The 21,162-nt window shown below is 66.3% G+C and carries 23 protein-coding genes; 7 read left to right on the top strand and 16 right to left on the bottom strand.

The features are described from left to right. Positions 1–390: 390 nt before the first annotated feature. From typA to C8J45_RS10100, 3 genes are all read right to left on the bottom strand, one after another. Entirely contained in the window at positions 391–2,235 is a 1,845-nt protein-coding gene (gene typA, locus C8J45_RS10110; RefSeq protein WP_056051990.1) for a translational GTPase TypA, read from the bottom strand. A gap of 90 nt (positions 2,236–2,325) precedes the next feature. Then, complete coding sequence (locus C8J45_RS10105; RefSeq protein ID WP_107963115.1) at positions 2,326–3,303, bottom strand: DUF2268 domain-containing putative Zn-dependent protease; 978 nt, start codon at positions 3,301–3,303, stop codon at positions 2,326–2,328. A 407-nt stretch (positions 3,304–3,710) separates the two neighbouring features. Further along, entirely contained in the window at positions 3,711–4,724 is a 1,014-nt protein-coding gene (locus tag C8J45_RS10100) for a zinc-binding alcohol dehydrogenase family protein (RefSeq protein WP_107963114.1), read from the bottom strand. Positions 4,725–4,876: 152 nt separating this feature from the next. Here C8J45_RS10100 and C8J45_RS10095 point away from each other — a divergent pair, with 152 nt between their 5' ends. The 4 genes from C8J45_RS10095 to C8J45_RS10080 all read left to right on the top strand — a co-directional run bounded on the left by C8J45_RS10095 (position 4,877) and on the right by C8J45_RS10080 (position 8,237). Then, complete coding sequence (locus C8J45_RS10095; protein ID WP_107963113.1) at positions 4,877–6,088, top strand: toxic anion resistance protein; 1,212 nt, start codon at positions 4,877–4,879, stop codon at positions 6,086–6,088. Between the two features lie 5 nt (positions 6,089–6,093). Then, positions 6,094–6,801, top strand: a complete 708-nt coding sequence (locus tag C8J45_RS10090; protein WP_107963112.1) for a hypothetical protein — start codon at positions 6,094–6,096, stop codon at positions 6,799–6,801. Between the two features lie 4 nt (positions 6,802–6,805). Beyond that, a complete protein-coding gene (locus tag C8J45_RS10085) occupies positions 6,806–6,991 on the top strand; it encodes a hypothetical protein (RefSeq protein WP_107963111.1) in 186 nt (61 codons plus the stop codon). Positions 6,992–7,106: 115 nt separating this feature from the next. Then, positions 7,107–8,237, top strand: a complete 1,131-nt coding sequence (locus C8J45_RS10080; protein ID WP_107963110.1) for a hypothetical protein — start codon at positions 7,107–7,109, stop codon at positions 8,235–8,237. Between the two features lie 11 nt (positions 8,238–8,248). On the opposite strand, the gene C8J45_RS10075 is transcribed toward C8J45_RS10080, so the two are convergent. From C8J45_RS10075 to ubiA, 3 genes are read right to left on the bottom strand one after another with little or no spacing between them, the layout of a single operon-like run. Further along, complete coding sequence (locus C8J45_RS10075) at positions 8,249–9,013, bottom strand: 3'(2'),5'-bisphosphate nucleotidase CysQ (RefSeq protein WP_107963109.1); 765 nt, start codon at positions 9,011–9,013, stop codon at positions 8,249–8,251. Between the two features lie 55 nt (positions 9,014–9,068). After that, positions 9,069–10,415 (bottom strand): TldD/PmbA family protein, encoded by a 1,347-nt coding sequence (locus tag C8J45_RS10070; protein ID WP_107963108.1) that lies wholly within the window; start codon positions 10,413–10,415, stop codon positions 9,069–9,071. 9 nt (positions 10,416–10,424) lie between these two features. Next, the gene (ubiA, locus tag C8J45_RS10065; RefSeq protein WP_107963107.1) at positions 10,425–11,366 is read right to left on the bottom strand and encodes a 4-hydroxybenzoate octaprenyltransferase; all 942 of its coding nucleotides are present in this window, start codon (positions 11,364–11,366) and stop codon (positions 10,425–10,427) included. 82 nt (positions 11,367–11,448) lie between these two features. Between ubiA and C8J45_RS19235 the strand changes: the two genes are divergently transcribed. After that, positions 11,449–11,604 carry a hypothetical protein gene (locus tag C8J45_RS19235; RefSeq protein ID WP_181321186.1) on the top strand — a complete coding sequence of 52 codons (156 nt, stop codon included), beginning with the start codon at positions 11,449–11,451 and terminating at the stop codon, positions 11,602–11,604. Positions 11,605–11,853: 249 nt separating this feature from the next. On the opposite strand, the gene C8J45_RS10060 is transcribed toward C8J45_RS19235, so the two are convergent. The 10 genes from C8J45_RS10060 to C8J45_RS10015 all read right to left on the bottom strand — a co-directional run bounded on the left by C8J45_RS10060 (position 11,854) and on the right by C8J45_RS10015 (position 19,062). Next, positions 11,854–12,975: an OmpA family protein gene (locus C8J45_RS10060; RefSeq protein ID WP_107963106.1), complete on the bottom strand. Its 1,122-nt coding sequence runs from the start codon at positions 12,973–12,975 to the stop codon at positions 11,854–11,856. Between the two features lie 118 nt (positions 12,976–13,093). Beyond that, positions 13,094–13,597: a DUF2793 domain-containing protein gene (locus C8J45_RS10055; protein ID WP_107963105.1), complete on the bottom strand. Its 504-nt coding sequence runs from the start codon at positions 13,595–13,597 to the stop codon at positions 13,094–13,096. A 22-nt stretch (positions 13,598–13,619) separates the two neighbouring features. Continuing rightward, the gene (locus tag C8J45_RS10050) at positions 13,620–14,024 is read right to left on the bottom strand and encodes a hypothetical protein (RefSeq protein ID WP_219907367.1); all 405 of its coding nucleotides are present in this window, start codon (positions 14,022–14,024) and stop codon (positions 13,620–13,622) included. Next, complete coding sequence (locus tag C8J45_RS10045) at positions 13,988–14,341, bottom strand: hypothetical protein (protein ID WP_107963103.1); 354 nt, start codon at positions 14,339–14,341, stop codon at positions 13,988–13,990. Before C8J45_RS10045 ends, C8J45_RS10050 begins: the two co-directional genes overlap by 37 nt. Positions 14,342–14,510: 169 nt before the next feature. Beyond that, a complete protein-coding gene (locus tag C8J45_RS10040; RefSeq protein WP_374956441.1) occupies positions 14,511–15,869 on the bottom strand; it encodes a DNA-packaging protein in 1,359 nt (452 codons plus the stop codon). Then, a complete protein-coding gene (locus C8J45_RS10035) occupies positions 15,866–16,186 on the bottom strand; it encodes a hypothetical protein (protein ID WP_107963102.1) in 321 nt (106 codons plus the stop codon). The genes C8J45_RS10040 and C8J45_RS10035 overlap by 4 nt, the downstream gene beginning before the upstream one ends. Continuing rightward, complete coding sequence (locus tag C8J45_RS10030) at positions 16,183–16,638, bottom strand: hypothetical protein (RefSeq protein ID WP_107963101.1); 456 nt, start codon at positions 16,636–16,638, stop codon at positions 16,183–16,185. The genes C8J45_RS10035 and C8J45_RS10030 overlap by 4 nt, the downstream gene beginning before the upstream one ends. A gap of 302 nt (positions 16,639–16,940) precedes the next feature. After that, positions 16,941–17,333 (bottom strand): hypothetical protein, encoded by a 393-nt coding sequence (locus C8J45_RS10025; RefSeq protein WP_107963100.1) that lies wholly within the window; start codon positions 17,331–17,333, stop codon positions 16,941–16,943. After that, entirely contained in the window at positions 17,330–18,031 is a 702-nt protein-coding gene (locus C8J45_RS10020; RefSeq protein WP_107963099.1) for a DUF433 domain-containing protein, read from the bottom strand. The genes C8J45_RS10025 and C8J45_RS10020 overlap by 4 nt, the downstream gene beginning before the upstream one ends. 161 nt (positions 18,032–18,192) lie before the next feature. Continuing rightward, positions 18,193–19,062 (bottom strand): 3-hydroxyacyl-CoA dehydrogenase NAD-binding domain-containing protein, encoded by an 870-nt coding sequence (locus C8J45_RS10015; protein WP_107963098.1) that lies wholly within the window; start codon positions 19,060–19,062, stop codon positions 18,193–18,195. Between the two features lie 71 nt (positions 19,063–19,133). On the opposite strand from C8J45_RS10015, the gene C8J45_RS10010 reads away from it, so the two are divergent. Further along, a complete protein-coding gene (locus tag C8J45_RS10010; protein ID WP_107963097.1) occupies positions 19,134–20,249 on the top strand; it encodes a DUF1176 domain-containing protein in 1,116 nt (371 codons plus the stop codon). A gap of 160 nt (positions 20,250–20,409) precedes the next feature. Then, a complete protein-coding gene (locus C8J45_RS10005; protein WP_107963096.1) occupies positions 20,410–21,126 on the top strand; it encodes a hypothetical protein in 717 nt (238 codons plus the stop codon). Positions 21,127–21,162: the final 36 nt, after the last annotated feature.

Here is a 21,162-nt window from a genome sequence, read left to right as displayed (position 1 = left end):
GGATCCAGAGTAATGGCTGGCGACCTTCGTGGCTCTGGATCCTGACTTTCTTCAGGATGACGGCCGCTCGCATGATCACTACCGCGTCGACCGCTGCTTCGTGCCGCCCTTCCCCCAACGTCCGTCATCCCCGCTTAGGCGGGGATCCATATCCTCTGACGTCTGCAATCTACTCGCTAGGCTAGCCAATATGGGTTCCCGCCTCCGCGGGAATGACGGCGTTTGGCTGGGTGATCGAATCGGGCCAAGCAAACGAAAAGGGCCGGAGGTTTCCCCCCGGCCCTTCTTCAATTACTAGCCAGCGCGCCACGGCAAAGCCGCGTCGTCGGACCTCGCTTGAGCGAGGCCGGCCGAGCGCCTGATGCTCAGCCGGCTCCGCCTTTGCTGGCCTCAGGCGCTCTGCTTAGCCCGGCTAGCCCGCTTGCGCTCGTTCGCGTCCAGGAAGCGCTTGCGCAGGCGGATCGACTTCGGCGTGACTTCGACCATCTCGTCGTCGTCGATGTACGCGATCGCCTGCTCCAGCGTCGCGCGCTTCGGCGGAGACAAGCGGACCTGGTCGTCCTTGCCGCCGCTCGCGCGGAAGTTGGTCAGCGCCTTGGTCTTCATCGGGTTGACCTCGAGGTCGTCCGGCTTGGCGTTCTCGCCGACGATCATGCCCTCATAGAGAGCCTCGCCATGGCCCACGAACAGGATGCCGCGCTCTTCGAGCGGACCCAGTGCGTAGTTGTTCGCCTCGCCCGAGCCGTTCGAGATCAGCACGCCGTTCTTGCGACCCTCGATCGCGCCCTTGTGCGGACCGTACTTCTCGAACAGCCGGTTCATGATCCCCGTGCCGCGCGTGTCGGACAGGAATTCGCCATGATAGCCGATCATCCCGCGCGACGGCGCCGAGAAGGTGATGCGGGTCTTGCCGCCGGTCGACGGACGCATGTCGGTCAGCTCGGCCTTACGCGTGTTCATCTTCTCGACGACGGTGCCCGAATGCTCCTCGTCGACGTCGATGATGACGGTCTCGTACGGCTCGGTCTTCTTGCCGTTCTCGTCCTCGCCGAACAGCACGCGCGGACGCGAGATGCCCAGCTCGAAACCTTCGCGGCGCATCGTCTCGATCAGCACGCCCAGCTGAAGCTCGCCGCGGCCGGCGACTTCGAAGCTGTCCTTGTCGGCCGCCTCGGTCACCTTGACGGCGACGTTCGACTCGGCCTCGCGGAACAGGCGCTCGCGGATCATGCGGCTCGTCACCTTGCTGCCCTCACGGCCCGCCATCGGCGAATCGTTCACGGCAAAACGCATCGACAGCGTGGGGGGATCGATCGGCTGCGCGTGCAGCGGCTCGGTCACCGTGATGTCGGCGATCGTGTCGGCAACGGTCGCGACCGAGAGACCTGCGAGCGAGATGATGTCGCCAGCCTTGGCTTCGTCGACGGGAACGCGCTCGAGACCACGGAACGACATGATCTTGGACGCACGACCGGTCTCGATGATCTTGCCGTCGTTATCGAGTGCGTGAATCGCCTGGTTGGTCTTCACGGTACCCGAATTGACGCGACCCGTGAGGACGCGGCCGAGGAACGGATCGCGATCGAGCAGCGTGACGAGGAAGGTGAACGGCACGCCGGCGACTTCCACGGCGGGCGGCGGCACGTGCTTCACGATCGTCTCGAACATCGGGATCAGCGTGCCTTCGCGCGCGTCCATGTCGGTCGAGGCATAGCCGTTGCGACCCGATGCGTAGAGCACGGGGAAGTCGAGCTGGTCGTCATTCGCGTCGAGCGACACGAACAGGTCGAACACTTCGTCGAGCACTTCCTGGATGCGCGCGTCGTTACGATCGACCTTGTTGACGACGACGATCGGCTTCAGGCCGAGTGCCAGCGCCTTGCCGGTGACGAACTTGGTCTGCGGCATCGCGCCTTCCGACGAATCGACCAGCAGGACGACGCCGTCGACCATCGACAAGATGCGCTCGACTTCGCCGCCGAAATCGGCGTGACCGGGCGTGTCGACGATGTTGATGCGGATGCTCTCGGACTCGCCGGGAGGGGTCCAGTCGACCGAGGTCGGCTTGGCGAGAATGGTGATGCCACGCTCTTTTTCGAGGTCGTTCGAATCCATTGCGCGCTCTTCGACGCGCTGGTTGTCGCGGAAGGTGCCGGACTGGCGGAAGAGCTGGTCGACCAGCGTCGTCTTGCCGTGATCGACGTGCGCAATGATCGCCACGTTGCGGAGGCTCATGAATGTATTCTCTTGATCGAGGAACGGGGTTGGCGCGCGCCATAGCGTAATTGTTGCGCCGCGGGAAGGTGCAGCGGCATTTCGTCGCCTTTAGAGGGAACCTCCGCGGCGCTTGTATGTTCCGGCGGCGAGAATAGCACGAGGATCGCGGACCGCCAGCATTGCCCTCAGCGCGGCGTGCTTGTCAGGCGTCGCGGCATAGTAACGCTGCCAGATTCGCAGTCCCATCCAATAGCCGAGTTCGGGTGGCCAGCCGGCGGGCGGCGTGGAGTAGTTGCCGATCCAGCGGGCGTACGCCTTGGCTTCGGGCGAGCCTTCCTCGGGGTCGTCCTTGTCGGTGAGCTTGCGGGTGAGCGCGATGTCGGCCTGCATCTGGCGCCAGAGTTCCCCTTCGCGCGGGGTCGCCCAGGTGGCGCGGGCGGCGTCGGGTTCCTCGCCGGTGACGAGTTGCGCGATGAAGTCGGCCGCGCCCTCGACGAGGATCGCGGTGAGCAGGGGATCGCGGGCGAGCGTCATGCCGGCATCCTGCTGGAAGGAATGCACCGTCTCGTGTGCGAAGAAATGGCGGAGCGTCTGGCGCAGTTTCTCGGGCGTCGGCGACATTCGGCACAGCACTTCGAGACCGAGCACCTGCGCGCCGGGCTTGGCGGTGCCGCCAGAGGTGTTCGCGCCGAAGACTATATAGACCTGTGGGAGCTTCACGTCGGGGAGTGCGCCGTGGAGGGCGAGATAGATCGCGCGGAGATCGGCGGTGGCGGCCTTGGCGGCGGGGAGGCAGGTCTTGATCGCCTGAGCATACCGCGTCGGGTTGGCGGCGATGGCGCGCGCGAGCGTGTCCGCGTCGACGATCCGGCCAGGTGTGAAGACGCCGATCCCGAAACTGCCCTTGTCGAGATAGTCGCGTTTGAGTTGCGCGGCGGTGGGCTTGCCCTTGGTCTTGGCGAACAGCGCGGCGAATCGGTCAGCGTCTTCGGTGTGGATCGTGGCGGTTAGCGGGTCGGCTGGCGGGGGACGATTCGTGGCGGCCGCTGGGAGGAGGGCGAGCGCAAGGATCAGCGGGCGGAGCATGGTGCAGAGTATCGTGTGTTTGCGCCGCCGCCAGTCTCATTCGGCGGGAGATGCGCCTTCCGCCGAACCAATGCCGTTCCCTCGCGAAAGCGGGGGCCCAGGGTTACGAGCGATGACGTCCTTGGCTCCTGGGCCCCCGCGTTCGCGAGGGAACAAGAAGGAGTGCCCCGCCCTCCACTTTATCCACCCCGGCGGAGGCCGGGGCCCAGTTGGAAAGGCAGCAATAATGACGTGCCGCGATCCGTTAGCAACGTTCCCCAACTGGGCCCCGGCCTCCGCCGGGGTGGTGCACACCCTTGCAAGTCTTCTCCGCCGAGGCCGGGGCCCATATTGTCAGGAGGCTTGCGACGCTGTCTCAAGGCTTGCCAGTATGGATCCCCGCCTGCGCAGGGATGACTAGGGCGGTGTCAGAACCCCTCCAGCACGATCTTCCCCTTGGCCGTATGGCTCTCGATCCGCTCATGCGCCCGCCGCAAATTCGCCGCGTCGATCTTGCCGAAATTCTCCGCGAGCGTCGTCCGGATCGTCCCCGCATCCACCAGCCGCGCGACCTCGCCGAGCAGCACCCCCTGCTCGCCCATGTCCGCGGTCTGGAACAGTGAGCGCGTGTACATCAGTTCCCAGTGCACCGAGATCGACTTCTGCTTCAGCGGCACGATGTCGAGCGTCTTCGGATCGTCGATCAGCGCCAGCCGGCCCTGCGGCGCGAGCAGCTCGCCGATCTCGGCGATGTGCTCGTCGGTATGCGTGGTCGAGAACACGAACCCCGGCGCCCCCAGCCCGAGCGCCTCGACCTGCGCGGCGAGCGGCTTGCGGTGATCGATCACGTGATGCGCGCCGAGATCCTCGACCCAGCCCCGCGTCTCGTCACGCGAGGCGGTAGCGATCACGGTCAGGTCGGTGAGCTGCCGCGCGAGCTGGATCGTGATCGAGCCGACCCCTCCTGCCCCGCCGATGATCAGGATCGCGTTCGCCGCGCCGGGGACGGGTTTGCGCACGTCGAGCCGGTCGAACAGCGTCTCCCACGCCGTGACCGACGTCAACGGCAACGCCGCGGCCTGCGCCCAGTCGAGCGACTTGGGCTTATGCCCGACGATCCGTTCGTCGACGAGGTGATACTCCGAGTTGGTACCTGGCCGGTCGATCGCGCCTGCGTAGAAGACCTCGTCGCCGACCGCGAAGCCCGTCACGTCCGGGCCGATCGCTACGACGATGCCCGATGCGTCCCAGCCAAGCACTTGCGGCTTGCCGTCGGGATCGGCGCGACGCTGGCGGATCTTGGTGTCGACCGGGTTGACCGACACCGCCTTCACCTCGACCAGCAGGTCGCGGCCAATAGCCTCGGGCTTGGGGAGGTCGAGGTCGACGAGCGACTGCGGATCGTCGATCGGGAGCGACTTGGTATAGCCGATGGCGCGCACGCTGGAACTCCTGTGATGTCGCCGACAAGCTGTCCACACGGCCACCCGGTTTCAAGGAGAGCTGTTGGCAAGCCTGGGTGTATTATCTATATACGCCACTTGAACGCGGGGCGGGTTCCAGCCACGATGCCCCACCGAACGGAGACATAAGCATGGCGACGACCCCGAACACGCTGACGGAAGAGCCGGGCCTGGTGCTGACCCCGCCCGATCCGGTGCCGACCGTTGCCGCCGCGAAGGCGTCCGGACTGGTGCCCGTCGATGCCGGCGTGAAGTCGCAGCTGGAGGAGCGCGTGTCGGGCTTCGTCACCGATCTCGTCGCGCAGGACGTCAATTCGCCCGAATTCGGCAAGCGCGTCGATGCGATCACCGCGATGGGCGCGAAGGAAATCCGCGAGGCCGCCGGCCAGTCGAACCGCTTCCTCGATCGCCCGGTCAAGGCGATGGATCAGGAAACCGGCGTCGGCAAGGACCTCGCCGAGCTGCGCCGCGTCGTCGAGGATCTCGATCCCGGCAAGAAGGGCAACCTTACCGCGCCGCAGAAGCTGTTCGGGATCATCCCGTTCGGTGGCAAGATGCGCAATTATTTCGACGGCTATAAGTCCTCGCAGACGCACATCGCGCAGATCCTGAAGAGCCTCGGCTCGGGCAAGGACGAGCTGCTGATGGACAATGCCGCGATCGATACCGAGCGCGCGAATTTGTGGGCGGCGATGGGTCGGCTCGAGCAGATGATTCATCTGTCGAAGACGATGGACGCCAAGCTGGAGGACGTCGCCAACGACCTCGACCACAGCGATCCCGCCAAGGCGAAGGCGATCCGCGAGACGGCGTTGTTCTATACGCGCCAGCGCACGCAGGACCTGCTGACGCAGATGGCGGTGACCGTGCAGGGCTATCTCGCGCTCGACCTGGTCAAGAAGAACAATGTCGAGCTGGTGAAGGGCGTCGATCGCGCGTCGACCACGACCGTCTCGGCGCTGCGGACCGCGGTGACGGTGGCGCAGGCGCTGACCAACCAGAAGCTGGTGCTGGAGCAGATCACCGCGCTCAACACGACGACCGCGAACATCATCGATTCGACCGGCAAGCTGCTCAAATCGCAGACCGCGCAGATCCACGAACAGGCCGCGTCGGCGACGATCCCGCTGGAAACGCTGCAACGCGCATTCCAGAATATCTACGACACGATGGACGCGATCGAAGTGTTCAAGCTGAAGGCGCTCGATTCGATGAAGGTCACCGTCGGCGCGCTGTCGAACGAGGTCGATAAATCCCGTGGGTATATCGCGCGGGCCGAAGGCGCGACGCAGGGGCAGCTCGGCGGACCTTCCGCCAGCCCGTTCAAGCTGGAGGCGATGTAACCCCCGTGAGCGAAGTCGACGACGCCATCGCCAGCGCCCGCGCCTCCTGGTCGCGCATTTCCGTCGACCGGACGGGCACCGCCATCGGACGCTCGCCATCGCGGGGGCGGACCAGGCAAACACAGGCGATCGGCAAGCGACTGACCCGGATCGCGGTCGCCGACGTCGCGATCCTGATCGCGGCGATGGTGATCGGCTGGATCGTGCCGCTCGGGATCGGCGGCGCAATGCTGGTGATGGCGCTGCTGGTCGCCGCCACGGTGTTGTTCGCGGTCTGGCCGGCGGAACGTGCGCCCACGCCCGAGCGGCTCGCGGCGGTCGATATCCGTGCGCTGCCGGCGCAGACCGAACGCTGGCTGGAAGCGCAACGCCCCGCCCTCCCCGCACCCGCGATGACGCTGGTCGACCGGATCGGCCTGCGTCTCGAAACGCTGACCCCGCAACTCGCGACGCTCGACGCGAACACGCAGGAAGCGGTCGACGTCCGGAAACTGATCGGCGAACAACTCCCCGCCTTCGTCAAGGATTACGAAAAGGTGCCGGCTTCGCTCCGCACCACCCCGCGCAACGGTCGCTCGCCCGACGCCGAACTGGTCGACGGCCTGAAGCTGATCGAACAGGAAATCGGCGAGATGACCGCCCGCCTCGCACAGAGCGACCTCGACAATTTGTCGACCCGCGGCCGATTCTTGGAGATGAAGTACAAGGACTGATCGGGTGAAGCGTACCCGTCTCAGCGTCTGCCGCAGAAAGGCGCGCTTCGTCTCCGAAGCCGACGCGCTCGTCGTGGCGCAGACCGGACGCGTACCGCTGAGGGCCTATCGCTGCGATCGGTGCCTGCACTTCCACCTGACCAGCCGGACGAAGGGCAAGCGCGTATCCGGGACGCCGACGGGTCTTTGATCGACGGGAGATCGAGCACCGGCATCACGATCATTAGGTTCAAACTCGATCGTATCTCGACTTTGCAGCCCGGACGATTCGCTTAGACTGGGCGCACGTATTCGGAGACCAGGCCATGATCGCGCTGTTGCTTCTGCTGACGACACAGATCGCTCCCGAAATCGTCGTTGCCGGGAAGCGGCTGGACGATGCCTATCGGGAATGCATCCAGCAAGCCTGTCCGCCGCTCTGCGATGCGCAGGTTTCGATAGCGTATGCCGAACGACAGTTTCGCGAAGGGGCGTACGTCAAGGCGCGCAATACCTTGGCCGCGGCGGCATCGCGCAACAAGCGAAACGCCGCGACGGCACCGAAACCGCTCGCGGCGATCTATGAGGCCTATGCGACGGTTTCGCGACACGACGGCGATATGGATGCCTTCAGAACGGCGGTCGGTCGACAGGTGCGGGTCTTGCGCGATAACCTCCCGCCCGACGATCCGGCGGTGCTCGCCGCGGCGTTCGCGACGGGCGACATGTGGGCCCAGCTGGGGAATGCGAGATCGGCCGAGCTTTCGTACCACGCGGTCGAGCGGCAAGCGCTGCAACACGGTAATACGATATTGGCGTTGCAGGCGGTTCTGCGGCGCGTCGGCCTTGCGAACGCACACGGCGATACCGCAGGCGCCGCGCGATTGATGACCGAAGCCGAAGCGCGACCCGACGCGTCGGATCCGACGCTCCGCATGGCGATGCAGGTGGTGAGGTTACGGCTGGCCGCGAAGCGTGCCGATGACGGGCAGGTCGATCGGCTGGTACGCGCGATCGATCATGACGCCTCGACGCGCCCCGTGCTGATCTGGGCGCCTCCCTACAAGCCGACCGCGGAGATGGCGGCCAAGATCAACACCGCAAAGTTCGATGTCGTTGATCCAATTCCCACCCGGCCGTCCGACTATGGCCCGATCCAATGGGTCGATATCGGATTCTGGATTAGGCCCGACGGCAGGACCAGTGAGCCGGAGATCTTGCGTGGATCGCGATCGACGGCGTGGGCGAAGGATCTGTTGAGCCAGATATCCGACCGTCGCTACACGGGAAATGCCGCAACCGCAGGCGATCCCGGCACATATCTGGTCGAGCGGTTCACCTTGCGCGGTACCTATCTCGTCCCGACCGGCAGCTTGGTCCGTAGGCGGGCGGGCCCCGCCGAATTGCAGGTTCTCGATCTGACCGAGCCTGAAAAATCGGTGACCGCTCACCGCTGATCGTAGGGTATTTAGTCGGTACCCACGCGTGCCCGGTCGGCGAGCCGCGCCACCGCGGCGGCATGAATGCCCGGTACGCTGGTCAGCACGCCGAACGCCTGCGGACGCGGCTTGTTGAAGACCAGCGGCGCGCCGAGCGCGTCGCTCACCGTCGCACCCGCTTCGCTTGCGACGAGGATAGCGGCGGCGATGTCCCATTCGTTGCCCCAGCGGAGCGTGGCGACGAGGTCGGCTTCGTCGGCGGCGACCATCGCTATGCGTAGGGCGATCGAGTTGGGCTTGTGGACCATGACGAGGTCTCGGTCGGCTTTGGGGAGGGCGTCCACCGAGGTTCGGCTACCGGGGAAGTCGGTTCGGTCGCCAGCCTTCAGCGGGATGCCGTTGCGGGTGGCCCCCTGCCCTGCGACCGCGTGCCAGCGTTCGTCGCGGGAGGGGGCTTCGAGGATGCCGATCACCGGCTTGCCGCGATCGACCAGCGCGACCGAGACGCACCAGCCGGGACGTGCGCGGATATAGTCTCGCGTTCCGTCGATCGGGTCTACCACCCAGAGCAGGTCGTGGGCGAGGCGGTCGGCGTTGTCGGCGGTCTCCTCGGACAGCCAGCCGGCTTCCGGGAGAAGGGTCGACAGCCGCGCCTTGAGCATCCCGTCGATCGCGATGTCGAGTTCGCAGACCGGGCTGCCGGGGGTCTTCTCCCAGCGCTGAAAGTCGGTGTCGAAGCGGTCTAGCGCCATCGCGCCCGCCTCCGCGGCAATCTTAGCTACCGCGTCCGCCATTGCGCGCAGCCATGCCGGCGACCGCTCCGGGGATCGCCCAGAACTGGGCCGCCGGTCAGCCACTCGCCACCGTCATGCCCTCCACGCGCAGCGTCGGCACATTGACGCCGTAGCGGAATTCCAGGTCGTTCGCCGGGGTCATCGCCAGGAACATGTCCTTGACGTTGCCCGCGATCGTGAACTCGGCGACCGGCGTGGTGATCTGTCCGTTCTCGATCCGGAAGCCCGCTGCGCCACGGCTGTAGTCGCCGGTCACGCCGTTCGCGCCGCCGCCCATCAGTTCGGTGACATAGACGCCCGATTCAATGTCGGCGATCAGCGTTTCGAGGGGTACGTGGCCCGGCTCCATGAACACGTTGCTGGTGGAAACGCCGGGCCCGCCGCCGACACCGCGCGCAGCATGGCCGGTCGGTTCGAGGCCGAGTTGCCGCGCCGAGGCGGAATCAAGCAGCCAGCGTTCGAGCATGCCATCCTCGATGATGTCGCTCGGCGAGACGGGCAGGCCTTCGCCATCGAACGGACGCGAGCGCAGGCCGTGCGGGCGGTGCGGATCGTCGCGGATGGTGATGCCGTGCGCGAACACCTGGCTGCCGAGCGAGTCGAGGAGGAAGCTCGTTTTCCGCGTGATCGCCTGGCCGGAGATCGCGCCGAGCATGTGACCGACCAGCGATCCGCCAACGCGGCGATCGTAGACGATCGTCGTGGGGCCGCTGACGAGGCGACCGGGGTTCAGGCGGGCGACCGCCTGTTCGCCGGCGCGGCGACCGATCGCTTCCGGTGATTCGAGATGTGCGCGGAGGCGGGCGCTGCTGTGCGCGTAGTCACGCTGCATGCCGCCGCCTTCACCGGCAAGCACACTGGCCGACACGCCGTAGCCGGTCGCGGCATAGGCGCCGGCGAACCCGTGGCTTGTGGCCAAGGCCCAGACGCTGCGCGAGGCGCTGGCGCCGCCGCCTTCGCTGTTCGAGACGCCGGGGACTGCGCGGGCGGCGTCTTCGGCTTCTAGCGCGGCGTCGCGGAGTTGCTCGGGGCTGGCTTCGCCACCGTCGTCCAGGCCGAGCATCGGGATGATGCCATGGAGCAGGCGATCGGCGGGGGCAAGGCCGGCCCATGGGTCCTCCGGGGCCTCGCGCGCCATTGCCACCGCGCGTTCGACGAGCGCGTCCATCGCCGCCGTCGAGAGGTCGGAGGTCGAGACGCTGGCGGAGCGCTGGCCGACGAATACGCGCAGGCCGAGGTCCTCGCTTTCGGAGCGGCCTATATCCTCGAGCTTGCCGAGGCGGATCGACACGTCGAGCGCGGCATCGGCGGCGAAGACCGCGTCGGCGGCGTCGGCACCCGCCGCCCTCGCGCGCTGGACGATGTCGTGGGCGCGGTCGCGGGCTTGGTCTGGGGTCAGCATATCAGCGAGTTAGGGATGCAGGCCCGTGCCGACAACCACGCAGGCTAGGAACATCAGCAGTCCGGCGAAACGGTTCGCGCGAAAGCGGGCCAGTGCTGCGGTGCCGGCGCCCTCATGCGTGTTCGGTTGGAGGGTACCGACCTGCCATGCAAGGTGGAGCGCGACGGGCACGAGCGCAGCAATCGCGAGCGGGTCGGGGCGGACTTGCCAGAAGGCTGCGGCCCATAAAACGACGGTGGCGACGTAGAAGATGCCGACGCCGGCCTTCACATGCGTACCCATGCGAAGCGCGGACGAGCGGATGCCGATCATCGCGTCATCCTCGCGGTCCTGCAGCGCGTAGATCGTGTCGTAGCCGATCACCCATGCGATCGAACCCGCGTAGAGCAGCCACATCGGCGTATCGAGCGCGCCGGCAATGTCGCTCCAGCCGACCAGCAGCGCCCAGGAGAAGACGATGCCGAGCCACGCCTGCGGCCACCAGGTGATGCGCTTCATGAACGGGTAGGCGGCGACCGGCGCTAGGCTGGCGAGCGCGACGATCGCGGCGAAGAAGGTGAGTTGCAGCAGGACGACGAACCCGATCAGGCACAGCGCCACGAGCCAGACCCAGGCAAGCTTGGTCGAGACGAGGCCGCTCGGGATCGGTCGCGCGCGGGTGCGCGCGACCTGCGCGTCGAGGTCGCGGTCGATGATGTCGTTGAACACGCACCCCGCGCCGCGCATCGCGATGCTGCCGAGGAGGAGCCACAGGATTAGGTCCCAGCGCTGCACCGCGCCACCGGCGAGCGCGACGCCCCAGGCGCCGGGCCAGAACAGCAGCCACCAGCCGATCGGCCTGTCGAAGCGGGCGAGGAGGGCCAAGCCGCGGAGAGTTGGCGGGAGGCGGTCAACCAACCCTCGGTGTTCGCTGTCGGGGACGATTTCCGCGTGGCTCGGCTTGGTCTGCATGGCGGAGGCGTAGGAAGACGGGGTTTGGCGCGCAAGCCTTTGCCGGGTACCGAGGGGGCGTGACGCGTTCGGACCCTCTCGCATGATCGGCCTTTCGGTGGCGGTCGGCCGCTTCGTCGAGGCGTTGTTCTGGGGGATCTTTCGGGTCGCCGGAGCGGTTGCGGGCGCGTTGATCCTTGCAGTCGTAATTGCGGTCGTGCTGTGGATCGTCGTGCGAAGGATCTGGGCGCGGCGCTGATCGCGCCGGATCGACTGCATAATCACTTGTCGGCTTCGTAAACAGGTGATGGCGTTCGCATAGGTGTGCGGGATCCGGAGCGTCGCTGCCGCCATCACGGATGCTACAGGCAGCCCCGGTCTCCAACCCTCTTCAGCAAACTCACCGAGCCACGGTCCGCACGCTCGACAAAAGAAAAGGGAGGCCGGCTTTCGCCGACCTCCCCGATCTTCATTCCGTAACCGACCCGAGAGCCGATCGGCGAAAGTCTTACTGGCCCGAACCCGGACCGTAGGTGACTTCCACGCGACGGTTCTGCACTTCGCGAACGCCATCGGCGGTCTCGACGCGCGGACGGCTCTCGCCGAATGCTTCCGTCGAGATGACGCTGTCCGGGATGGCATGCGAAGACAGGTATGCCTTCACGCCATCTGCGCGGCGCTGCGACAGACCGACGTTGTACGATGCCGAACCCGACTTATCGGCGTGACCTGCCAGCATGACCTGTGCGTTGCCACACGACTGGTACTGCGTGACGGCGTTGTCGAGGATCGACGCTGCCTCAGGCGTGATGTCCGACTTGTCCCATTCGAAGAACACGATGAACGGACCAGGCGAGCAGACCACTGCTTCCGGAACGGGTGCCGGCGGGGCCGGAACTGGCTCAGGCGCAGGTGCCGGCGGCGGCGGCGGCGGAGCTGCTGGCTCGCCGAAGTTGTACGTCACACCACCAAGGATGCTGTGCGAACGATAGCGACCGTCGAACACGCGGTTCGAAACGTCGACCAGCTTGACGTTCTCGGCGTTGAAGAAGCGATACTTCAGCGTCGCGTCGATGTGGTCGGTCAGCGGTGCGCGGATACCGGCAAGACCCTGATACGCGAACACGGTGTCCGAGTCGTTCAGGAAGTCGCCACCGTTGGTGAGTGCATACTGCGCCTTGACGCGAGCAACACCGACACCACCGCCGACGAAGCCCTGGATGCCATCGTCCGGACCGAAGTCCAGAAGGCCGTTCAGCATGAAGCTGAGAGCCGACGACGAACCACCGGCGCCGCCGTAGTTACCTGCGCCTGCGTTACCGCGAACGCCGGTTGCACCGAACGTTGGCGTGGTCGTCGTCGACGAATAGCCGTCCACGGTTGCCTTGCGGTAGCCGACTTCGGTTTCGAGGCGGAAACCGCCAAAGTCGTAGCCCATTACGGCGTCGACATCGTACCCATAGTCATGATCGACCGAACCGGCATTGTTCAATGCGCCGATATCATAGTCGATGTCTTCAACGATCATCGCACCGCCTTCGACGCCAACGTACCACGACTTGTCGCGGGCGAGGGCGGGAGTAGCAAGAGCGGTGGAGGCGAGTGCCAGAACGACGGCAAGCTTCCGCATATAAATCCCCTTTCATGAGTGTCACACGGACATCGCAAACTCCCTATCCTCGGCCTTGTTTCCACGCAAGCTAACAAAAGTTGGGGGTGTTGCCGGAACGACACAGTTTTGGGGTGTTTTAGCCAGCAATCAGTCCGTGACCCCGCAAACCACCCAATATCGCCGCGATCGCCGCTCTGGCCTCGATATCGACGATGCTTCCGCCGATCGGTTCCGGAACTGCCGCGCGGCGTGCGCCGACGACGTCGTTGCCACCGATCGCGACGCGGCTCCCGGCGATGACACCCAGCGTCCAAACGCCGTCACTGAACCGCGCGACCTGCCCGTCCGCGACGCTCCAGACCGCCATACCCTCGCGTGGCACGAGGAATCGCCAGCCGCCGCTCGTCCACCCCGCGATCGTGCCAGGCTGCCCCAGCCAGCCGCCCGTCGGCGCGGCACCGACGATCCAGGCCTGTCCCGCCGCCGGAGCGACCGGCGGCACGTTCGTTCCCACGGCCAGCACGCTCGCCTGCACTGCCAGGTCGAGCAACACGAGCGCCTCGTTGTGAGTCGTTTCCTTCTGCGCCTGTCCCGGCTGCAACAACGGCAATGCCAGTCGCGGTGTGATGTCGTCGCTCATAATTCGTTCCCCCGTTCCGAAATCATGCCGGTACGTTCAATTCCGCCGCCGAAGATTCGCCGAACATGCCGCGTTGCCGCACCACGACGCTGACCGCCCCCGTGCGCTCGGCCGCGGTGATCGAAACCGACGGCACCGCCACATCGACGTCACGCAAGCCCAGAGCAGTTGCGATCGTCACGCGGTATGCCTCGCGCTCCTCGGCAAGGGGCGCATCGACGCCGTCGATCCATCGCCACCCCGCCCTGCTCCGCCGCGTCCAGCGCACCGTTGCACTCCCGTCAGCCTCGTCGCGATAGCCAAGATGCACCGGCGATGGCGGAACCACCGAAGCTCCGCGCATCACGCACCGCGTCTCGACCGGCGTCTCGTCGCCGACGCCCGACGCCATCACGCGCACCTCGCGTCCCAGCACGGAGAGTGGCAAGTCGAACGCCCGCGCGGCCTGCCGTGCAGCATCAGATGCGCCGCCACCGTCTCGATCAGCGTCTGCCCCCCCGACCGCACCGTCGCCAACGCCAGCAACGCCGGATCCGACGCGACGATCGGCGCGCTCCCCAGCCCCTCGACGACCAGCTTCACCGCCCGCTGCGCTATCGGATTATCCAGATACGCCTCGCGCACCTGCGCCTCGTAACTCCGCGGCCACTCGCCAAACGCCGCCCCCCCGATCGCCCCCGCCGAAGACCGAGACAACACCGGCCGCGACTCATCGCGCCCGGATTTCCACCCGAACAATTTCATGCCGATCTCCTCCAAATTCCCTCGCCCCTACGGGGAGAGGGAGGGGCCCGCGCGCGCTTGCGCGTGGGAGGGTGAGGGGAGTGAGGCTAGGAACACCCGCCCCAAAGCCCCTCACCCTCCCGTCGCAAGAGCTCCTCCTTCCCTCTCCCCAAAAGGGAGAGGGCCAAACCTAAAGCACCCGCACAGAAACCCGAGCCCGCGGCCCCAGCATCACCTCGGTCATAGCCCAAACCAGCGCATCCGCCCGATCCGGCGACCGCCCCGGCCCCTCATACCCCCCGCCCGCGATCAGCCCGCAAAGCTCATCCTCCAGGTCCGGAAACGCCCCCACATGCCAGGCCCGCCCGGACTCATACAAAGCCGCCACCGGCTCGGCCCGCGCCACCTTCCCCAGCGAAGCATGCACCAGCTTCACCGGCATCGCCCGGTCGGCGCCAGAGAGAACGCTCCCCACCATAGTATCCCCCTGGTTGGCCTCCGCGATCACCCGATCCGCGCCATGCCGCGCCGCGCACTCCGCCACCGCCCGAGCCCACCCCTCGGGAGACGCCCCAGATACGCTGGCGTCCTCCAGCACATACGCAAACCCGTTATCCCCGAGCGCCACCACCACGATCCCGCAAGCATTTCCAGGCCCCCCGGAAACACTCCCCGCCGGAGGATCCACCCCAACGACAACCCGCACGACGGCAGGCGCAAAAGCCACCCGCCGGGACTCCACCAGCTCCCGAGTCCAAAGCGCCCCGACGACATCCTCGATCAGCTCGCCATCCAGCTCCTGCCGCCCAAACCGAGTCCCCGCATAGGACGCCGTCACCGCCTCGACGAAGCTCACCGGCAGATGCACATTATCCCGCGTCCGCCCCTGCGACCGCACCACCCCCGGCAGCGCCAGGATCCGCCGCAGCAACGCCACCGGCTTAGGCGTCGTCGTCACCACGATCCGCGGCAGCGTCCCCAGCCGCAGCCCCATCATCAGATTGTCCCACGTCGCATTCCCGTTGCGCCACTTGGCGACCTCATCGCACCACGCCACATGGTGCTCGGGCCCGCGCAACCCCTCCGGCGCCTCAGCAGAATACGCCGAAGCCAACGCCCCGTTCGCAAACCGCAGCTCCCCCAAGCCAGCCCGCCACACCGGATCCTCGTCATCGCGCGCGACGGCGAGCAGCCCGCTCTCCCCCTCGATCATCACCCGCCGCACATCGTCGACGGTCGCCCCGACCAGCGCGATCCGAGCCCCCGGATTGTCCCGCGCCACCTGACTGACCCACTCCGCCCCGGCCCGCGTCTTCCCAAATCCGCGCCCGGCCAAAATCACCCAGATCCGCCAGTCGTCCGCCGCCGTACCAGCCCGCGTGCGCGCGCCGAGATGCTGCCCCGGATGCGCCCACACCTCCCACCGATCATGCAGCTCCCGCCGCTGCGCGGTGGTCAGCGCACCCAGCACCCAATCCGCCCGCGTCCGCAGCAACATCGCCAACTCCGCCACCGGATCGCGCACCGGAGCCCCCTCGTCCGCACTCATTCCGAAGGCGTTCCGGGCACGCCGGCCCGCTCAGCGCCATCAGGTTCGATGGCGCTATGCTCGACCATCCTGCCTTCGACCATCCTGCCGTCGACCACCTTGCCTTCGACCCGCTTGACCTCCTTCGTCGCGATCCGCCGCGCCAGCGCATCGAGCTGCTTGATCAACGCCGCATCGGTCTCCTCCGCCGAAGCCCGCGCCTTGCGCCCGCGACCCCCTGCCGTACCCGCAACCCGGTCCGTATTCCGCGCCAGCAACCGCAGCGCCAGGTCGACGCTCGTTATGGTCGGCGTAACGCCCGGCGACCCCACGATCACGCCATTGCCGCCTCGCGCACCAGCGCCAGCCTCGCGCCCGGCGCCCGGAACCACCGCATCCCCGCCACCGTCCGCCGCACGAGCCGCCGCCGCTCGGCCCCGAAGCCTTCGGTCTTCGCCTCGCCGCACGTCGCCGCCCGCGCCTGCTCGATCCCCGCCTCGATCGCCGGCGCCGGGTCGATCCCCTCCAGCGCCAGCGCCATCAACGCCTGTTCGAGCCGACCATAGCCCTCCGCCAGCGCCTCCCGCCACTGCGCCGCAAACACCGGATCGCGCCGCCGCACATGATAAGCGCCGCAATCGGTCATCCCCATCGCCGCCGCCGAAGCCCGCACGTTGCACGTCGCGCTCAGCACCGCGAAAAACCCCTCGCGCCGTGCCTTGGTCCACCCATCCTTGCGCACCGCGGCGCACTGCACGATCCGATTATCCGCCGCCACCAACCGCACCATCCCCGCTCTCCCGACAACAAGGTCCGCCAGAACGCGACGAGGCCGGCGACACCCGAGGCTCCCACCCCGACCGTCCCGGCCTCTCTCCGCCCGAGCCACCAGCCCGACCCGCAATTCTTCAGCGTTCCCGTTATGTACCAAACGAGCGTGACGATGTCAAGTGATTTAACCGATCTGGTTCGCAAGCGTGGCCTACACCAAGCAGCGAGCATGTTTCCCCACGAAGGCGGGGATCCAGTCTGGGCTCCCGCCTTCGCGGGAGAACAACAAGTAGCCAGCCTAACCAACAGCGCCTTGGCTGCTCACAACGCCCGAAATTGCTCGCCGCGCTGCTGAAGCTCGAACACCCCAGGCCGTACGTCGCGGGCCAGACCGACCATCCGGTCCCACACGCTCAAGATTCGCGCTGCCTTCTTCGGCAATGGCAACTCCATCACTGCCGCACGCGGAAAGAAACCGACCAGACGGGACCGGAAGAACAACTCCCGCTGGGGACGCCGTCGCGCGATATTGAGATCGCCGGACAGCACCACCCAATCTCCCTCGACACCCAGAGCCGGTATCCATTCTTCGTCGAGTAGGTGCGTATCGCCGTATTTGTCACGGTGGCAGATGACCTCGTGATCCCCCTCGAACAACGCTGCCAGCCCCCGCGCGAGCCGCGGTGGGAGGTTGTTGTCGATGAAAAGTTTCAAGCCGCCTTACGCAGTTGGAGATCGCTTTCGAACTTGAGCGCATCGCGGATTGCACGAACGGGTAGATCGTACAGCTTGGCAACTCGCTCTACCGATCCCTCGGCCTTCAGTTCCTGCACGACGCGCGCCGTCAGCAGCCCGGATGCCGCCACGATCGGCTGCCCGAAGGAACGCTCGGGATCGGCAACGATCGTCCGCTTGCCCGGTACCAGCCACCACCGCTCGGCGGCATTGGGCCCAAAATCCAAGTCGGACAGCGACGGCATCACGACGTCGCGGAACACCCGTTGTCTCGCCTTGAGGTCGTACATCGCAGGGTCTTGAACGCCGTCCGTGATATCCAGAAACAGCCTGCGCCCATCGGTCTTGAACGCACGTGTCGAGAACGGCCGTTCGTCGCCAAGCAGATCTCGCCCCGCCGTGATGCAGGCGCGGATGGTCGGCAAACCAAAATGCGCCTTGGTCAGCGCGGCGACGATCCGCGCTTCGACCAGGTCGCGAAAACCGAGAAGCTGGCCATCCGCCTCGACGTCGTACTGCGGCTGCCAGAGGGCCGGTTGCGTGCCCCTTTCGCCGTCATGGCCACCATCATATTCGTAACCGTACAGCCAACGCCGCAGCCGCGCCGCCGTCATCCCGATCAGGCTTGCGGCTTCAGGGATCGTGTAGGCCCCGATTCCATACTGTGCCGCTGTCATTTCAATTCGCCCGTCGGTCGCCGCGCATTCGCCCCTGTGACAGTCAAATGCTCACACATTGCGAAGGCCCGCAATGGACTATCGCAAGACAGTCCATTGCGGTGGCGGTCCCTTCAGATGGCGAAGCACGCCCGATGAGATCACATCGAACCGCGCCCCCCTCACCGCGTAGGCACAGGCTCGGCCCCCGAATAATCATAAAACCCGCGCTTCGTCTTCCGCCCCAACCACCCAGCCTCGACATACTTCACCAGCACCGGCGCCGGCCGGAACTTCGGATCGCCCGTCCCCTCGAACAGCACGCGCGTAATCTCCAGGCACGTGTCCAGCCCGATGAAGTCCGCCAGCGTCAGCGGCCCCATCGGATGGTTCAGCCCCAACTGGCACGCCAGATCGATGTCGCGCACGCTCGCCACACCCTCGCCGAGCGCGAAGCACGCCTCGTTGATCATTGGCATCAGCACGCGGTTGACGATGAAGCCCGGCGCGTCGTTCGCGTGCACCACCTGCTTGCCGAGCTTTTCCGCAAACGCCTCGACCGCCGCCACCGTCGCGTCCGACGTCGCGAGGCCGCGGATCAGCTCGATCGGCCGCATCATCGGCACCGGGTTGAAGAAATGCACCCCCATGAACCGCGCCGCATCGGGCGCCGCCTGCGCGAGGCGCGTGATCGGGATCGACGACGTGTTCGACGCCAGGATCGCATCCGGCCCCAGCACCTCGCCGACCTCGGCGAAGATCGCGCGCTTCACTGCCTCGCGCTCGGTCGCCGCCTCGACGACGAGTCCACAGTCGCCCATGCCCGCCACGCTCGCGACCGGCTCGATCAGCGCGAGCGCCGCATCACGCGCCTCGCCCGCGATCTTCTCCTTTTCGACCAGCCGGCCAAGCGCCTTGGCGATCCCCGCCTTGCCCTTGGTCGCAGCCTCCAGCGACACGTCCGCGAGCAGCACGCGGTAGCCCGCCTGCGCCGAAACCTGCGCGATCCCCGCGCCCATCTGCCCTGCACCAATCACGCCGATCGTCTGCACATCACTCTCCTGATTTGTTGCCCCCTCCCTAGCCGCTTTTCCCCGCGCAGCCAGAGCGCTAGACTGCAACAATGCTGTGCAAACCGATCTTTTCCGCCCTCGGCCCCCTCGTCGCGCTGCCGCTCGCAGCCTGTTCGCCGAGCCAGCCCGCACCCCAGCCCAAGGCGGAGACGGTGCCAACAACCGAGCCAGCCCCCGCCACGCCGACGACACCCCAGCCAACCCCCGCCACCGACTCGCACACGCCCCCAAAGCCGGGCGTGCTGAAGACCTTCACCGAATGGACCGTCGGCTGCGACAACACGCTCCGCTGCACGCTAGCCTCGCTCCTACCCGAGGCTGGCGGCGGCGACATGATCACGCTCAACCTCACACGCGAGCCCGGCGCGGCATCGCGCGGCGGCGGCAAGATCTCGCTGGCGCTGGAAACCCGCAACGACCAGGCCGCCACCAAGCGCCCGCCCGCCAGCTTCTCGGTCGACGGCAAACCCATAGCCCTGCGCGACGCCACCGCGCTCGCCGCCGCCATCGCCAACGCCCAGTCGCTCAAAATCCTCGATGCAAATGGCGGTACGCTCGCCACCCTCTCGCTGAAAGGCGCCGCCGCCGCGCTCCGCTACATCGACGCGCAACAAGGCCGCGCCCGCAGCATCGACGCGATCGTCGCCAAGGGCCCCGCCACGTCGACCGCCCCCACACCGCCGCTCCCGGTCATCGCCGCGATCGCGCCATCGGGCAGCGCCGCAAAGCTCACCGCCACCCAGGTCGCAGCACTCCGCAAACGCGCCACCTGCGACCTCGAAGGCTTCACCCCCGAAACGCACGCGCTCGGCGGCGGCAAGTCGCTGGTGATCTTCCCCTGCTCGACCGGCGCCTATAACCTGATCAGCGCGCTCTTCATCGTCGACGGCGCCAGCATCACCCCAGCCCAACTCGACGCCCCCGCAGGCTTCGAAGCGACCGGCGCGGACACCGGCACCCGCGTAAAGAGCATCATCAACGGCGACTTCAAGAACGGCATCCTGACCAGCTACGCCAAGGGCCGAGGTCTCGGCGACTGCGGCTCGCACCAGAGCTTCGTCTGGGACGCCACCCGCTTCCGCCTCTCCGAACAAGCCGACATGAGCGAATGCCGCGGCAACATCGACTACATCACGACCTGGCGCGCGAAGGTCGTGCGCAAATAAACCGACTAAAAACTTTACGCATCCACGCCGACTTACTTGGCATCCTCAAATTGAAACCAAAACCGATTAACAATTGTAAGCATTGCTACATTGATGCTCCGTATTAGCTTATGATAAGAGCGCCCAACGTGGATGGGGATCCACGGTACATGGGGGCATAATGAAGACTTTGTTTATATTCAGCGCGTTAGCGCTGACGGCTACGCCTGCGTTCGCAAAACTCGAGATCAAGCCGGCACCGACATCTGCACAAGTCGTTCGCTTCGATCGCGGCGTGCCGACGATCGAGGAGGACCTGCCCGATCAGCAGGCTGCCGTCCGCGTCGTTCCCCTGCCGGGTCTCGATCACGGAAGCCTGACGTTCCGGGTCGCGGTCTACAACAAGTCGAAAGCGCCGATCAACGTAGGCGTCGAAAACATGTCGTTCTCCTATGGAACCGAGATGCTGCCCGTCTTCACCAAGGAACAGGTGGAGTCGAAGACGAAGAAGCGCGCGATGTGGTCGCAGATCGGCTACGCGATGCTCGCCGGTGCCGCTGCCGCAGCGCAGAACAACGACACGACGGTGACGACCTACGCCCCGGGCGGCCGTGTCTACCGCACCGTCATCGATCGCCCAGGCCTTAGCGATGGACAGCTCGCTTCCGTTGCCGCCGGCGGCGGTGCGATCGCGCTAAGCCAGATCGGCCTGAACAAGACGCTCGAGATGCTCAACGACGAGTATGTCCAGACGACCACGCTAGACCCGGAGAGCGGGTATGGCGGGCGCATCATCTGCTCGAAGCTGAAGACGGCGAAGGTCGGGGAAATGGTGGTTCTTGCGGTCGAGTTGAACGGCGAGAAGCACCTGTTCAAGTTTCGTGTCGAGAAAGCCTGATCAAAAAAGAATGCCTCGTATCAACTCGATACGAGG

This window comes from Sphingomonas sp. PP-CE-3G-477 (assembly GCF_003050745.1).
GTDB lineage: Bacteria > Pseudomonadota > Alphaproteobacteria > Sphingomonadales > Sphingomonadaceae > Sphingomonas.
The sequence above is the reverse complement of the archived record's forward strand: the minus strand, read 5'-3'. Positions and strand labels throughout refer to the sequence as shown.